Consider the following 15,066-nt stretch of genomic DNA (forward strand, 5'->3'; position numbering starts at 1 on the left):
GGGTTTTCCGGCCCTGGATTGAGCGCGCCTGAACCCGCGATGACCGCCTATATCCCCGCCACGCTGGAGCGTCCGCCCCGCCTTTCCTGAGATTTGCCGAAGCTGCGGGCTTGCCCGCGTATCCGCCATTTTCAAGGAATCCTATGAATCGCTTTCGCATACTGCTGCTGGCAGTAGCCTGCGCGCCTGCCTATGCATCCGCCCAATCCGCGCCCAAGGCGCCGGATGCGGATGCCAAGGTGCCGCCGCCAGCATACCGTTCGGCTTTTGCCGACATCCGTCCCACCCCGGCCCCCGCCATCACGCCGGACAAGCTCTGGCTGCAGGCGAACCGCGAGCTTGCCGCGCAACCCGGCCACTCCATGCAGATGGAGATGCAGCCGCAGATGCAGATGCAGCCCGAGACGCCGAAGGCCGAGACCAGCGACGACCCGCACAAGGGCCATCACCAGCACATGAAAGGCCAATAACATGGCACGATTACCCAAGACAGCTGCGGCAGGACTGTCCGCCATGCTGCTGGCTGGCTGCGCCAGCCTGTCCAGCGATGGCGGCCTGGCCGACGTCTCCCGTTTGACGCAGGAGCGCATCGGCCAGCCGGCCAGCTTGTCCCGCGACGCGGACAACAGCCAGCAAGTAGGCACGCTGCTGGCGCAGCCGCTGACCCCGGAAACCGCAGTGCAGATTGCGCTGCTGAACAGCCCCGCGCTGAAGGCCTCGCTGGCGGAGCTGGGCGTGACGGAGGCGGAGTTCGTCCAATCCGGCCGCATGCGCAATCCCAGCCTGGGTTTTGGCCGCATCCGCGGCGGCGGCGAAACCGAAATCGACCGCAGCGTCACGTTCGATATCGCCGGCTTGCTGACATTGCCGGCGCGTTCGCGTATTGAAGGCCGCCGCTTCGAACAGGCCAAGCTGCAAGCCGCAGCCCAGGCGGTTCAACTGGCGGCGGATACGCGCCGCGCCTATTTCACCGCCGTGGCGGCGGCCCAATCGGCGGCCTTCGCCGAGCAGGTGCGCGTGGCCGCAGACGCTTCGTCCGAGCTGGCGGAAAAAATGGCCAAGGTGGGCAACTGGAGCAAGCTGGATCAGGCCCGCGAACGCGCCTTCTACCAGGATGCGTTGACGCAGCTGGCCCGCAGCCGCCACGAGGCGACCGCCTCGCGTGAGCAGTTGATCCGTCTTCTCGGCCTCTGGGGCGAGCAGCAAAACTTCACATTGCCGGACCGTCTGCCCGACCTGCCGCCGCAACCGCGGGAAATGAACGACGCTGAGGCGCAGGCGCTGACGCAGCGCCTGGACATGCAAGCCGCGCGCCGCGATACCGAAGCCACGGCCGAGGCTCTCGGCCTGACCAAGGCCACCGGCTTTATCAACGTGTTCGACGCCGGCTACGCCAACAAGAGCAGCACCGGCAAGCCGCGCGAGAACGGCTACCAGGTCTCGTTCGAATTGCCGATCTTCGACTGGGGCAGCGCCAAGGTCGCGCGGGCGCAGGCGCAGTACATGCAGTCCGTACACCGCACCACCGACACGGCGGTGCGGGCCCGTTCGGAAGTGCGCGAGGCGTATTCGTCCTACCGCACCACCTACGACATCGCCCGCCACTACCGCGACGAGGTGGTGCCGCTGCGTAAAAAAATCTCGGACGAGGTACTGCTGCGATACAACGGCATGCTGGCCAGCGTCTTCGAGCTGCTGGCCGACTCGCGAGAGCAGCTCAACAGCGTCAACACCGCCATCGAAACACAGCGCGACTTCTGGATCGCCGAAACCCGGCTGCACACCGCCGTCAACGGCGGCAGCGCCAACGAAACGAGGACCACCCCATGATTTCACGTAGAGACTTCTTCAAGGGCGCGGGCGCCGTCGCGGTCAGCGCGGCCGCTGTCAGCAAGGCCGGCGCGGCCACGCTGCCGGAGGCTATGACAATGGATAACGCCGACACCCACGTGCCGCCGCTGCCGTCCAACGGCCGTCCGTTCAACCCGGTGGTAACGCTGAACGGCTGGTCGCTGCCGTGGCGGATGAATAGCGGCGTCAAGGAATTCCACCTGATCGCCGAGCCGGTAGTGCGCGAAATGGCGCCCGGCATGAAGGCCAATCTGTGGGGCTACAACGGCCAGTCGCCCGGCCCGACCATCGAAGTGGTGGAGGGCGACCGCGTGCGCATCTTCGTCACCAACAAGCTGCCGGAGCACACCAGCGTGCACTGGCACGGCCAGCGCCTGCCGAACGGCATGGACGGCGTCACCGGCCTGACACAGCCCGGCATCGCACCGGGCAAAACCTTCGTCTACGAATTCGTCGCCAGGCGTCCTGGCACCTTCATGTACCACCCGCATGCTGACGAGATGACGCAGATGGCGATGGGCATGATGGGCTTCTGGGTCACGCACCCCAGGGATCACACGCAGTTCGCGGTGGACCGCGACTTCGTGTTCCTGCTGAACGCCTACGACATAGACCCGGGCAGCTACACGCCGAAGACCAACACCATGCTGGACTTTAACCTGTGGACCTTCAACAGCCGCGTCTTCCCCGGCATCGATTCCATGCCCGTGCGGCAGGGCGACAAGGTGCGCATCCGCGTCGGCAACCTGACGATGACCAATCATCCAATACATATCCACGGCCACGAGTTCTTCGTCACCGGCACCGATGGCGGTTGGACGCCGCCGGCATCGCGCTGGCCGGAGGTCACGACCGATGTCGCCGTCGGCCAGATGCGGGCGATTGAATTCGTCGCCACCGATCCTGGCGACTGGGCCTTCCACTGCCACAAATCGCACCACACGATGAACGCCATGGGCCACAACGTACCGACCATGATAGGCGTGGACCATCGCGGCATCGCCGAGAAGATCAACAAGATCGTGCCGGAGTATATGACCATGGGCGACAAGGGCGGCGCCATGGGCGGCATGCAGATGGCGCTGCCGGAAAACACGCTGCCGATGATGACAGGCGAGGGCCCGTTTGGCGGCGTGGACATGGGCGGCATGTTCACCGTGGTCAAGGTGCGCAAGGAGCAGAAGCGCGGCGACTACACGGACCCCGGCTGGTACAAGCATCCACCGGGCACGCTGGCCTACGAGTGGACCGGCGCCTTGCCCGAACCCGCGCGCAAGTACACGGCCGGTGGCCAGTCCATGCCTGCGGTGAACCCGCCGGACGTGGAGCTCACAGTACGCAAACCAAGCGGCCATAGCGGTCATTGAGGAGACTACAAATGAAGACTTTGCATACTTTGGTGGCCGCTGCCGTCGTCGCGGTGGCGACGTTGTCCGCGCCCGTCGCCACGGCACACGCCAGCTTGAAGAGTTCCAACCCGGCGGCCAACGCCGTTCTGGACTCATCGCCGAAAGAGATCGCGCTGATGTTCAACGAGAAGGTCGAACCGGCGTTCAGCAGCATCACGCTGACCGGTGCCGCCGGCCGAGTGCCTGCCGGCGCCCTGTCCGACAAGGCCAAGGCCACCGTGGACAACGCCAATCCGGCGATCCTGCGGCTGGTCTTGCCGCCGCTGCCCGCCGGCGCGTACACGGTAGCCTGGGCGGTGGCCGGCCCTGATGGACATCGCCGCAAGGGCGAGTTCACCTTCACGGTCAAATAGTGGAAGCGGGCGTCGACGCCGTCTGGCTGCTGCAAACCGGCTCGGCTTTCCTGCTCAACTGCTGCTTCAGCTGGCTGGCCGGTTCCTGGTGCGCGCGCCGCTGGCTACCGGCTGGCGCGGGCCGTCCGGCGGCTTTCGTTGCGCGGATGCGCATGCTGGACGTGTTGGCGGCGGGCGTCGCCATCGCGGCCGGCGGGCTATCGCTGCTGGCGGCGACCGCCGTCATGGGCGGCACCGGCCTGCGCGAAGCTTGCGGCATGTTCTGGACGACGGCGACAAGTACGGCCTACGGCTGGTCGGGCTGCACCGCCATTGCGGCGCTGGCGGCGGTGCTGGCGTTGCGCTGCATCCCGCGCCTGCCGCCGGTTGGCGAAGTGCTTATCCTGCTGGGCATGGCCATGTTCGCCGTTACCCGCTCGTCGATGGGCCACGCGGGCGAGCAGGGGCTTTGGTCGCCAGGCATGGCTGCGGAGTCCATCCATCTGTCGGCCATCTCCGTGTGGGCGGGCGTGGTGGCGGTTTCCGGCTTGCTGGTATTGCAGGAGCGATGGGAGATGGACGCCATGAACCGCTACCTGAACTGGATGTCGCATGCCGCAACGGCGGCGCTGGCGGCCATCGCGATCACGGGGATCTACAGCGGCTGGCACCGCGTAGGCAGTGCCGGCAATTTGATTTATACCGTTTATGGCATTACCTTGTTGAGCAAGGTGGCCTTGGTGCTGGCAGCCATCGGCATCGGCGGCTACAACAAATTTATCGGTTTGCCGGCCGCGTCGCGGTCGCCGGCCGGCGTCGCGGCGGTGCGGCTGGCGTTGAGGATAGAGACCATTCTGCTGGTCGGCGCCATACTGGCCGCCGCCATCCTGACATCCCAACAGCCGCCGACAGCCATCTGACGGCGGCTGCCGCGATTAGAGGGACTTCAGGAACGCCAGCAGCGCATCGCGGTCGGCCTTCGACAGATTTTCGAAGCGCTGGCGCGATTTGTCGGCCTCGCCGGCGTGCCACATGATGGCTTCCGTGAGGTTGCGCGCGCGGCCGTCGTGCAGGTAGCCGACCTTGCTGCTGTTGCCCATCACCTTGTCCGTGTAGCCCAGGCCCCACAGCGGCGATGTGCGCCACATGCCACCCTTGGCCTGGCCCTCGGCGAACTTGTCCGCCAGGCCCGCGCCCATATCGTGCAGCAGCAGGTCGGAGTAGGGACGGATGGTCTGGTTGCGCAGCTCCGCGAACAGATGGCCCGAACCGGTTTTCATCTCGGCGGTGTGGCAGGCCACGCAGCGCATGCCCTGGAACAGCTTGGAGCCTGCCGCGACCTGCTGTGCGTCGACACGGTGTTCATCCAGCGGCGCCACGCCTTTCGGGAAGCCGCTCGGAATACTGCGCTGGGCCGGCACGGCCACCAGCGACAGATAACGCGAGATCGATTGCAGGTCCGCTTCCGTGATGCCTTTCTGCGTGCCGCCGGCCGCGCAGCCGGCGGGGCCGGTGGCGCAGGCGCGGTTGGGATAGACCGGCGACGTCACCGACATATCCAGCAGCAGCGCCTCGCTGGCCTGGTGGCGCAGCGTGGCCTTGGCGGCCTTCCAGCCGAAGCGGCCCAGACGCACGGCGCCGGTCTCCGGTTCGTACACATAGTTGGCCACGCCGATCACGCCGTCCGCATCGGGCGCGGTGCGGGCGCGGGCGATGATGTCCGCTTCCGGCACGGCTTCCAGCAGGCCGGTGCCTATCATCGGCTGGGCTGCGCGCAGCGACCAGATGTCCGGCACCGGACCTTCGAAGGCCAGCGTCGGCTTGCGCAGTTCGACGGCGCTGCCGTCGGCCAGCTTGACGGTGCGCGATTCGAAGCCACCCACGCTGACCGTGTTGCCCCAGTTTTGCGGCGCGCCGCCGGCCGAGAAGGCGTTCATCTGCACCGCGGTACCGTACTGCGCGTGCGGCACTTGCTGGCCTTGCGCGTTGGTGCTCGCTACCCGGATCGACATGGCGTCGAGCTTCTGGTTGACGGCGATGGGCGCCGGGCTGCGGCCGTTGTTGACGTGGCAGGCGATACAGGCGGACTGGTTGAAGCGCTGTCCCTGCAAGCCCACGGCCGCTGCGTAGCGGTCGTTGCCCGGTTCATTGTGATCGCCGGTGGTGAAGTTGGTATGCACCAGGCGGCGGCCTTCGACGAAGCGCTGCATATTCTGCATGCCGATGTTGTTATGCGGCTGCTGGAACATGAAGGCGCCGTTGTCCGAGTAGTTGTACGACACCGAGCCCTGGCCGCCGGACAGCGTTTCCTCAGGCAGCGGCACCGAATTCAAACGCGGCTGCACGCCATACCACGGCTTGAGGCCCGCGCCGACCACATAGATCCACTCGTAGGAGTAGTAGCGGATGCCGCCGGTGTCGCCGTTGGCGGTCATCGATGCGGTGGTGGAGAACATCGACGGCGAGACTTCGATGATGTCACCCGCGACCAGCGGACGCGCTTTCACGTCCTTACCGTTCGGCATACCGTTGGCGTCGAGGTCGCCGTGGCCCGGATAATCCTTGATGCGCAGGGTGCAGGCGTTGTTCAAGCCGTCGGCGCTGGCCAGCTTGCCGGCGGCAGGGTAGGCCACCGGCTTGCAGATCGTCACGTTGCGGTCCACCAGCTCGCCCGGCGCCATCCAGCCGTAGCCGGTGACGCCAGGCCGGTCGAAGCCGCGGAAGAAGGCGACGCCGCCCGGCAGGAAGTCGACCGTGGTGTACTGGTTGACGATCAGCGTAGGCTTGGTCACGCCCGGCACGCGGCTGTTGTCGATAATCTCCACGCCCCAGCTGCGGTTCTTGAAGTAGTTCGACACGAAGGTCAGGTAGTTGCCCGGGCCCTTGTCGACCGGCAGGCCGGTGGCGGGATCGACCGTCTCGTTGGGGCCGTAGCCGATCTCGTTCCAGTCCTCGCCCCGTTCGCGGCCGTGGCGGGCCAGGCCGCGCGCGCCGAAGCGCGTCACCAGCGTGCCGTCGGGCAGGGTGAACTGCAGCGTTTCCAGCGGCTGCGCGGCGGCGGGCAAGGGCGCCCAGCCGGCGCCGCTGGCGGGATACTTCAGCGGCGAGGTGGCGCTGCCGGCCAGCGTGTTGTCGCTGCCGGGTGTCTTGAATTCCACTTCGTACAGCGAGTAGCCGTACTGGGTGGCGCGGGCTACGCCTTGCAGGCGGATGTAGCGGGCGTTGATGCCGAGGTTGTAGAACTCTTCGGTGCCGCCCTGGCCGGCGCTGACGTAGCGCACCTGCGACCAGGTCTGGCCGTCGTTCGACACGCGCAGCGAGTATTGCTTGCCGTACGCGTTTTCCCACAGCAGCTTCATGTAGCCGACCTGGGTTTTGACGCCGAAGTCGAACTGTATCCAGGCGCCGTCTTCGGCGGTGCTGGCCCAGCGGGTGGCGGCCTTGCCGTCGATGGCCATCGAAGCCGACAGGCCGCCGTTTTCGACCTGCGAAGAAGTCGCGGCGACCGGCCTGATCGCCACGCCGGGCTGGCCCGGATCGATGACGACCGGCGGCGGATTGTCCACCGGCGGCGTTTCAGGCGGCGCCGTCACCGGCGTGCCGGAGAAGGCCTGGATCTCGAAGATCGAATAGCCGTAGTTGGTCGAGCGCTTGATGCCCTTCATGCGCAGGTAGCGGCCCTGGCCGCTCAGGCCGGTCCAGTCTTCGCTGCCGCCCTGGCTGTTGTCCACGGTCTTGATCGTGGTCCAGGTCGCGTTGTCGTCCGAGACCTGCAGCAGGTACTGGGTGGCGTGGGCGTTTTCCCACTCGATGTGGACGCGGGTAATCGGCTGGGATGTGCCGAAGTCCAGCGTCAGGTATTGGTCGTCGGCGAAGCCGCTGCCCCAGCGGGTCGTATCGTTGTGGTCGATGGCGGCGGCGGCCGACAGGTCGCCCCGTTCGGAAGAACTGGCGGTGGCGCCGAGCGGCGTCAGCGCCACTTCCGCCGACTGCGCCGCCGGCTGCGCGGCGCCGCCCTGGACCTTCATCGCGCCCAGCATGCGCGCGCTTTGCGGCGCGGCGGCTTGGTCGCCGCCGCCGCCGCATGCGGCCAGCGTGAGCGCCAGGGCCAGGGGCCAGCCCTGTGCCGCAAGATTCCTGCTACGTTTGTTCATAGTACGTCCTTGTTCGTGATGGCGGGTGCTGGGTGTGGAAGCGTTTCCACGCCCAGCCGTGGCTTTCCGATCGGGTTGTTGCGTAGTTACTTGGGTGCTGGAGCGGCGACATCTTGCCCGGATTGAGTTTTAGTAAAACTTTCGATAGGGCAATAGTTGTGAAGATATCTTGAGTCATCAGACCTGTCAAGCGTGCGTTTGCGCACTGTTGGGTCCGGCAGTTGCGAGATTTTTTGATTCGTGCTTGCTCTGGGTGAAAGCATTTCAGCCGACTGTAGCAGGTGCGCTACGAAATGATGAGCGCAATGCAATATCGCCTAGATTGTTGATTTACTACGGCTTCTCGTCTTATCGCCGTGATAAGATTAAAGTTCGGTTTTTGCCTTTTCAAGCGGTATTTCCCGATCACTGGACATCCATGAACATCATCGTGTTGACGCCTATTCGCATACTGGGCGATGGATTACATGCCTGCCTGAGCCGGTTTCCCCAAATGCACGTCATTGCCGTGGTCGACGAATTTCCCTTGCTGCGCAGCATGCTCGACTCCACCGCCACCGACCTGGTGCTGATCGACGTCACCCAGGGCATGGACTTGTACGACGTGCGCGCGCTGGCCGCGCAATATCCCGCCGTGGCATTGGTCGCGCTGGGCCTCACCGAGCAGCGGCAAGAAGTCATCCGATGCGGCCGCGCCGGCTTTACCGGCTACGTCGCGCGCGCCACCCCGGTCGACGCGCTGTACGACGCGCTGACCGATGTGGTGGCGGGCCGCCTGTCGTGCTCGGCGGAGATTTCCAGCGGCCTGCTGCGCGCCTTGTTTCGAATGGAAGACACGCCTGCGGCATCTGCTCGCCTGCCTGCGGACCAGGATCCTGCGCTGACCAGGCGCGAAGCCGAAGTGCTGCGCCTGATCGGCGAGGCCCGCTCGAACAAGGAGATCGCCCGCGAGCTGTGCATCAGCGTGGCGACCGTCAAGCACCATGTCCACAACCTGCTGGAAAAACTGCAACTGCACGGCCGCGCGCAGGCGATGCGGCGCGTGCGCGAGGCGCCGTGGCTGGCGCCGTCGGCCAAGCAGGGCGGCCGCGCCGGCTGACCGCCGCCGCCGGGGGCGTCAGTCCTCTCGCGACTGCAACTGGGCCAGATAATCCAGGTAGACCCTGAGCTTGGCTTTTTGCAGATGATCGGCCGCGACTTCTCCACCGATAGCCGGCGCCGGCACGAGCGCATAGACCTCGTCCTCGGCCGGCGGCCCCAGACGCTTCAGCGCTTTCTTGTACATCGACAGGAAGAAGATGCCGTTCACCAATGCCGGCTGGCTCAGGTGCAAGCCCAGCACGGGCTCCAGGCTGTCGGGCAAGGGCATGCTGACCATCGTCACGACCGAAAAATAGAACAGCTTGCCCTTGTGGGAGACGATCATGTCGCCCAAGCCGGTGCGCAATATCACGTCGAGATCGTCGATCTGGTAGCCGTGCACGAAGTTGGCGATCACGTCGCGGTAGTCGTCCGGATTGACGGTCCACAGGAAGCCGTCCGAAAACTCCTGGAAGCCGTGTTCCTGCCAGCTGTCAACCAGTACATCGGGAAGGCGCCCCCGGTATTTGGCGATGGTCTCGGCAGGGCAGGGCTGGTAGCTGCGCTGCCGCTTGTGGGCTTTACTGAAGGCCGGCAGGTCGGTGATGGTGGTCATTTTGTGGGGTCCGCTTTCAGCGTTACATTCATGGTCTCGACCGGGAAGGCGGCCGGGTCGACGATGTCCTCGATATTTTTCTTGAGCTCACGCGCCCGCGTCGGCCAGGCGGCGCCGATCGAATAGTCGATCCTGGCGTTGCCGAGGTGGACTTCGTCGCTCGCGGCGGGATTCTTTTTCTTGACGTCATCGCCGACAAACGTCGTGCCCTCGCCGCCGCCGCCCTGGTCCAGCAAGTGCAGCACAGCGACGTCCTTGTAGTGTGCCATAGCGGCGGCCGTGGCGGCGCTCTCGCTGAGTTTCTTGTCCTTGGCCATCAGTTCGGCGGCCTTGTTGGCAACCAATGTGAGCCTGATCTGCTTGGCCCTGCTGTCGCCTTTGACGCTGCGGCCCTCCTTGGCTATGCCTTTGCCCGGGTCGCCGTAGAACTTGGCGATGTTGGTCAACCAGGTGGCGATCTTCATCTGCCGCAGCGCGCCTTCCTGTTGCGACAGTTGCGTCTTGTACTCGGTGAGCAGGTCGGCCTTGGTCACGGGATCTACCTGCAGCGACTTCTTGACGCTGAAGCTGATGCTCATGGCCGGCATTTTCAAGGCCTTGGTGCCGGGCGCGGCGTCGTTCTTGGCGACTGTCACCCTGGTCGGCCGCGTGCCGGTGGGGTTGAGCACGCCCTGGATGGACCAGGTTTTGCCTGTCGCCACCACGTCGAGCACCTGGAAGCCATACCTGGCCTTGATGCCGTAAAGAAGAGGCGACAGCACCAGCTTGCCAACGGCCTTGCCGGCAAAGCGATTCGCGGCTTTTTCCGCCGCATCCATGCCGAGCTTGAAACGCTCTTTGGGATCGGCGGGCACGCCGGCCTGCACCACCATCTTGCCGAGTTTCTTGGCGGCGGTGACGATCCAGTTGACCAGCCAGTCGATCGCCTTGTCGATAGGCGCGCGGATCTTGTTGAACACGGCCATGATCTTGTCGGCCACCTTGCCCATCCCCGCAAATCCGGCCAGGAAGTTGATCGCCAGCGACAGCAGCCCGGCCAGCGTGGTCTCCACCTTGGTGGCCGCCGATCCGATATTGCCGGCGGCGATGTTGACGATGGAGTCGATGAAGCCCGTGACCACCTGGATGATCCTGGAGATCTTGTTCACGAAGACCATCACCGTGTCGTAGATGGACAGGATGGCCGAGATGAAGCCCGCGCCCGGGATGAACATCGCGATCATCTTCGGTATCGCCTTCTGCACCACCATGTCGACCACGAAATCGGTGATGCCGCCGATGACCATGTCCTTCAGGTTGGACAGCTGCTCCTTGATTTTCTCCCACGCCGCACCCGGTCCTTCGCGCACCAGCGTCACCACGATGTCGAAGGTGGTCTCCAGCGTCTTGACCACCGGCTCGCTGGTGGCTTTCACCAGTTTTTGCCGGATGTTGGCCCAGCTCAGGCCCAGCACCGAGAAGGCGAACTTGGCGATCTCGCCCAGCGAGAAGGCCTTGGGGATGTAGATGCCCGGCAGCGAGCCGGTGAGCCAGTCGATCAGGCCGGCCTTCAGATGGACGAGGAAGTTGGCGCCGAAGTTGATGAAGCCCAGCTTGGCCGCCTTGACCAGGTTGCCGACGAAGGGCAGCGGATTTTTCAGTATGCTCTTCAGCGCGGCGCCGGTCTTCTTGATGTAGGCCAGCGCGCCGGGACTGACGACATCGAAGATGATCTCCAGCAGATTCCAGGCCGCCTCCGCGCCCCAGCTGATGAAGCGTCCGGCGAAGTTGCCGAACACCTTGGCGAGTTTGAGGAAGGCGCGCGGGATCAGCAGGATGTCGATTACCTCCAATGCCTTGAAGGCCGCCACGAACAGGCCGGGGATCTCGTTGAGGAAGCCGCGCAGCGCCGCCAGCGCGCCGTTAAACCAGGCAAAGGCGCGCGGAATCGCATTCGCCTTTTGCATGTTGTTCCAGATTTCCTCCTCGCCGATGAACTTCATGAAGCCGCCCAGCAGCGCGATCGGGTCCTGCGGCACGCTCTCGCCGGTGATCGGATCCTTGCCCATGATGGTGCAGAGCAGGGGATAGCCGCTGGTGGTGCGCGCAAACGCGCCGATGGGTTTGAGGATGGCTTCCTTGATCAGGTTGACGATGCCGTCCTTGAGCATGCGCGCAAACGCGATGATGCGGTCGATGGGACGGGTGACGATGGCCTTGGCGCGATCCCACAGCTTGCCCGGGTGGCGCAGGTCCAGCACCGAGAAGCCGTCGATGAAGTTCTCGATGTCCTGCCAGATGCTGGCGCCGATGTCCTTGATGGTCTGGAACTGCTCGGAAGCCCAGGCACTGACCTTGTCGAATATGCCGTGGTTGTTGAGCGCCTCGGTGATCACGAAGCCGCCGGGTATCAGCTCGATGGCGCCGCGCAGGATGTTGCCGGCGCTGCGCTCGACCCGCGCATTGTTGATCGGGTTGAAGCCGATCACCACGGTCAGCATGGTAAAGCCGGGAATGGCGCTGGCCTTGCCGGCGAAGTAGTCGCGCGGACTGGGGATGCCGAGGAAGTCGCGCTGCACGCGCGGGCCGGGCTGCGAGGATACCGCAGGCGCCTCGCTGCGCGGCGCCACAGCCGCCTGCGGCGATGCGCCCTGCTGGATGGTGTGGGTCAGCTCGTGGGCGATCAGCGCCTTGCCGGCCGGCGTATCTGGCTGGTACTGGCCGGCGCCGAAATAGATGTTCTGGCCGAGTGCAAAGGCATTGGCGTTGAGGCGGGCGCTCTGCCTGGCTGCATCCGCGCCGGTGTGAATGCGCACCTTGCTGAAATCCGCGCCGAAGCGCGGTTCCATGAAGCTGCGCACGCCCGCAGGCAGCGGCGCACCGCCGCCGGTCTGCACGCTGACAGGCGCGGGCGCACCAGGGCCCGCCGGAGACCGCTGCACCACGCCATGCGCCGCGCCGCCTATCGCCGCCGACGGCTCGGGCGCGGACATCCGCATCACCTTGGCGGCGACGGCGTGGGCTTCGACTTCAGACGGGTCGTTGGGCGCGGTGACGGCGGTCAGGCATTGGATGGCCGGGCCGCTGCCGCTGCTGGTGACGGCGGGGATGGCCGAACGGGCAATCAGCGTTTGCGTGCCCTGGTTGCCGAGCCGCTGGCGCAGGGCCATTGCGGGCGAGCGCACCGCGCCGGCCTGGCGCGACAAGGCCGCCACCACAGGGCGGCGTTCCGTTACCGGCGCGCGGGCCGCAATGCGCTCTGGCCTCATTTCGCCTCACATCAGGAGTTAGCCGCTTTGTCCAGGGCTGGCTGCGGATCGGCCAGCAGCAGCGGACGAATGAAACGCCGCACCGAATGGTCGGGCTTCCAGCTGCCGTCGGCCAATGAGGTAAGACGGGCCAGCAGCACCCATTCGCAGCCGCAGTCGTTGCAGCAGGCGGCGCAAGTGCCGGCATAGTGATCCTTGTAGCAGGGATCGTCGGGCGAGCTGGCAGCGGGCTGGCTGCTGTTGCCCGGAGCCGGCGCGGCTGCCGCCGCTGCCTTGGATTTTCCGCCGCCGTCGGTCGTTCCCGCCGCTGCCGCCGCAGTCTTGGCTTTGGCGCCGCCGCCGGTACCGTCTTTTGTGGCGTCGGTGTCGGTGGACGTTGCGGGAGCGGCCTCGGTGCAGCCGCAGGAGCAGCCGGGCAGCGCGTTGACGACGGCGATTTCGATGCTGTCGCGGATACGGGTGCAGACCGTCGTGGCATCGTCGCAAGGCGAGCACTCGGTGCCGCGCGGCGCGCAATGCTTGTCGTAGCGGCGTGCCATGACCCATAACGGCGAGGACAGGACGACGCAGGGATCGATGTTGACCGTGCAGGCGGCGGGCAGGTGCAACGGGTCGCCATGGCAATCGAGGGCCAGGCCGGGATCGACGCTGACCTGCAGCGCGCCGCAGGTGCCGGTCGACTTGACCGCCTTGACCACCAGGCCGCAGACCACGCCGCAGCCCAGCAAGGCGCGGAACAACATGCGGTTCAAATCGCGCGTGTAGTCGACCGCCTGGCTGAGATCATCGTCGTTCAGCAGCAAGCCTGGGCTGTACTGCGGACGGACCAGCGTGGACTGCGCCTTTTGCGTGCCGATGATGGATTTCTGGTTCATGACAGATTACCTCCTTGAACGGTGTTCTGTGGTTGTGCCGCGTCGGGATCGGGCCGTAGTGGCTTGGCGTCCAGTTGGAAGCTGGAGCGGAACGTGCCGCCCGGCGTGCCGTTGCCGCTGGGGCCAGGCGAGCGGCCGCGCGCATCCGCGTCCAGTGCCTGGCCGTTGCAGTCGAGGATGAAGTCGCCGTAGATCTCCATTTCGACGGTGACGCCGGGGCGTTCGAACTCGGTCTCCAGGCCGCGCAACGCGTCGCAGACCCAGCCCCAGCCCACCACCAGCGACGCGCGCTGGGCCAGCTCTTCCTCATCGCCCGATATCTCGCCGTAGATGACACGCACGATGGGCGCGCGCATCGGTATCAGCCAGCCGCCTTCGCGCTGCCGTATCAGGAAGGTCATGCTGAAGCAGTCCGCCGTCAACGTGTCGATGCGTACCGGCCGCGTGAAGCGGACCACGAAGTCGGTCTCGCAGCCGCCTTGCTCGCTGCGCTGGGTATCGAAGAAGCTGTCGAATTCATCCCACGCGATACGCTCCCGCGAACGATGCCACTCGGCCCAGCTGATTTCGCTGATGCGGGTCAGGTCGCAGCCGCGTATCAGGTCGAACAGCAGGTCGTTGCGCTTGACCAGCCTGCGCGGACCGCAGGCGTCGATGACTTCCGCGATATGCCATTTGCCGCATTCGTCCTGCTGCAGCGAGAGGCAGGCCAGCGCCACGCCGTTATGCAGGTCGACCCGAACGCGCTTGGATACTTCGGTCAGTCCGCTGCACTCCGCCCCGGGCGACAGCTCCGTGAGGTGGTCGCACAGGCAGCGCGCGGCGCCGGCGCGAACGCCGTTGTCGTCGTCTTCCCGGCCGCCGGCGCGCGTCTCGTGCCCGGTGCAGCAGGCGGCGCAACTGCAATCGAGTTCGCACGGGTGCGGGTCGCAGCATGCGGAACGCGGCACCCTTTGCAGCGAATAGCGCACCGTCTCGCAGACGCGGTCCCACTGCTGCCGCTCGCAGCTGCAGGAGTCCTTGACCGACACCGGCGCCAATAGCTGCTCGGCATAGTGCACGCGCAGCAGGTAGCTGTCGTCTTCGCCCTCGCTGCCCGGCAGCTCCAGCATGTCGTCGAGCGACACGGTTATCTGATCCGTCTGCACCAGTTCCCGTCCCATGCGGTCGAACGCCAGGCCGGCGCCCACCTTAATGCCGGCAGGGGCCTGGTCGGTGGCGCCGCCGCATGCCGCGCCGGCCGCCATCGTCACCGGATAGCCGTACACCACGCCCCAGCCGTGCACCGCGCGGTTGACCAGCCGCCGCCGCCCGATCTGGTAGTCCTGCTCGACCTGCCAGACATCCGGCGTTATGTGCTTGTTGAGGAAGTAGCGGTTCCTGGTGCCCGAGGTGCAGTCGTGCTCGCAGCAGGGTTCCGGTTGCGGCTTGCAGCCTTGCTTGGCCGTGCTCCAGGTAGTAGTCCTATTGGTACTCATATTTTCACCTCTTCCAGTGTGGC

The 15,066-nt window shown here is 65.6% G+C and carries 11 protein-coding genes; 6 read left to right on the forward strand and 5 right to left on the reverse strand.

Annotation, left to right across the window (positions count from 1 at the left end):
- The first annotated feature begins 143 nt into the window (after positions 1-143).
- From DUGA2_RS01130 to DUGA2_RS01150, 5 genes are read left to right on the forward strand one after another with little or no spacing between them, the layout of a single operon-like run.
- Positions 144-470: a hypothetical protein gene (locus DUGA2_RS01130; protein ID WP_070266698.1), complete on the forward strand. Its 327-nt coding sequence runs from the start codon at positions 144-146 to the stop codon at positions 468-470.
- Position 471: 1 nt separating this feature from the next.
- Positions 472-1,830 (forward strand): TolC family protein, encoded by a 1,359-nt coding sequence (locus DUGA2_RS01135; RefSeq protein WP_070266699.1) that lies wholly within the window; start codon positions 472-474, stop codon positions 1,828-1,830.
- Positions 1,827-3,218: a multicopper oxidase family protein gene (locus DUGA2_RS01140; protein ID WP_070266700.1), complete on the forward strand. Its 1,392-nt coding sequence runs from the start codon at positions 1,827-1,829 to the stop codon at positions 3,216-3,218. The genes DUGA2_RS01135 and DUGA2_RS01140 overlap by 4 nt, the downstream gene beginning before the upstream one ends.
- 11 nt (positions 3,219-3,229) lie before the next feature.
- Positions 3,230-3,613, forward strand: coding sequence for a copper resistance protein CopC (locus DUGA2_RS01145; RefSeq protein ID WP_070266701.1), 384 nt, complete (start codon positions 3,230-3,232; stop codon positions 3,611-3,613).
- Entirely contained in the window at positions 3,613-4,512 is a 900-nt protein-coding gene (locus DUGA2_RS01150; RefSeq protein WP_070266702.1) for a copper resistance D family protein, read from the forward strand. Before DUGA2_RS01145 ends, DUGA2_RS01150 begins: the two co-directional genes overlap by 1 nt.
- Before the next feature lie 15 nt (positions 4,513-4,527).
- On the opposite strand, the gene DUGA2_RS01155 is transcribed toward DUGA2_RS01150, so the two are convergent.
- Positions 4,528-7,746: a di-heme oxidoredictase family protein gene (locus tag DUGA2_RS01155; protein ID WP_070266704.1), complete on the reverse strand. Its 3,219-nt coding sequence runs from the start codon at positions 7,744-7,746 to the stop codon at positions 4,528-4,530.
- Between the two features lie 493 nt (positions 7,747-8,239).
- Here DUGA2_RS01155 and DUGA2_RS01160 point away from each other — a divergent pair, with 493 nt between their 5' ends.
- Positions 8,240-8,845, forward strand: coding sequence for a response regulator transcription factor (locus DUGA2_RS01160; RefSeq protein WP_229214560.1), 606 nt, complete (start codon positions 8,240-8,242; stop codon positions 8,843-8,845).
- Positions 8,846-8,863: 18 nt separating this feature from the next.
- Here DUGA2_RS01160 and DUGA2_RS01165 read toward each other — a convergent pair whose 3' ends face one another.
- From DUGA2_RS01165 to DUGA2_RS01180, 4 genes are read right to left on the reverse strand one after another with little or no spacing between them, the layout of a single operon-like run.
- Positions 8,864-9,442: a GAD-like domain-containing protein gene (locus tag DUGA2_RS01165; RefSeq protein WP_070266709.1), complete on the reverse strand. Its 579-nt coding sequence runs from the start codon at positions 9,440-9,442 to the stop codon at positions 8,864-8,866.
- Positions 9,439-12,690 carry a DUF4157 domain-containing protein gene (locus DUGA2_RS01170; protein WP_070266711.1) on the reverse strand — a complete coding sequence of 1,084 codons (3,252 nt, stop codon included), beginning with the start codon at positions 12,688-12,690 and terminating at the stop codon, positions 9,439-9,441. Before DUGA2_RS01170 ends, DUGA2_RS01165 begins: the two co-directional genes overlap by 4 nt.
- Positions 12,691-12,701: 11 nt before the next feature.
- Entirely contained in the window at positions 12,702-13,565 is an 864-nt protein-coding gene (locus DUGA2_RS01175; RefSeq protein ID WP_070266713.1) for a hypothetical protein, read from the reverse strand.
- A complete protein-coding gene (locus DUGA2_RS01180) occupies positions 13,562-15,043 on the reverse strand; it encodes a hypothetical protein (protein WP_070266717.1) in 1,482 nt (493 codons plus the stop codon). Before DUGA2_RS01180 ends, DUGA2_RS01175 begins: the two co-directional genes overlap by 4 nt.
- Positions 15,044-15,066: the final 23 nt, after the last annotated feature.

It is taken from the genome of Duganella sp. HH101 (assembly GCF_001758795.1).
Taxonomy (GTDB): domain Bacteria; phylum Pseudomonadota; class Gammaproteobacteria; order Burkholderiales; family Burkholderiaceae_D; genus Rugamonas; species Rugamonas rivuli.

What these genes read in the sequence shown, in the direction of transcription:
- DUGA2_RS01130 (WP_070266698.1), top strand. Translation starts at nt 144, where the DNA reads ATGAATCGCTTTCGCATACTGCTGCTGGCAGTAGCCTGCGCGCCTGCC.
- DUGA2_RS01135 (WP_070266699.1), top strand. Translation starts at nt 472, where the DNA reads ATGGCACGATTACCCAAGACAGCTGCGGCAGGACTGTCCGCCATGCTG.
- DUGA2_RS01140 (WP_070266700.1), top strand. Translation starts at nt 1,827, where the DNA reads ATGATTTCACGTAGAGACTTCTTCAAGGGCGCGGGCGCCGTCGCGGTC.
- DUGA2_RS01145 (WP_070266701.1), top strand. Translation starts at nt 3,230, where the DNA reads ATGAAGACTTTGCATACTTTGGTGGCCGCTGCCGTCGTCGCGGTGGCG.
- DUGA2_RS01155 (WP_070266704.1), bottom strand. Translation starts at nt 7,746, where the DNA reads ATGAACAAACGTAGCAGGAATCTTGCGGCACAGGGCTGGCCCCTGGCC.
- DUGA2_RS01160 (WP_229214560.1), top strand. Translation starts at nt 8,240, where the DNA reads ATGCACGTCATTGCCGTGGTCGACGAATTTCCCTTGCTGCGCAGCATG.
- DUGA2_RS01165 (WP_070266709.1), bottom strand. Translation starts at nt 9,442, where the DNA reads ATGACCACCATCACCGACCTGCCGGCCTTCAGTAAAGCCCACAAGCGG.
- DUGA2_RS01170 (WP_070266711.1), bottom strand. Translation starts at nt 12,690, where the DNA reads ATGAGGCCAGAGCGCATTGCGGCCCGCGCGCCGGTAACGGAACGCCGC.
- DUGA2_RS01175 (WP_070266713.1), bottom strand. Translation starts at nt 13,565, where the DNA reads ATGAACCAGAAATCCATCATCGGCACGCAAAAGGCGCAGTCCACGCTG.
- DUGA2_RS01180 (WP_070266717.1), bottom strand. Translation starts at nt 15,043, where the DNA reads ATGAGTACCAATAGGACTACTACCTGGAGCACGGCCAAGCAAGGCTGC.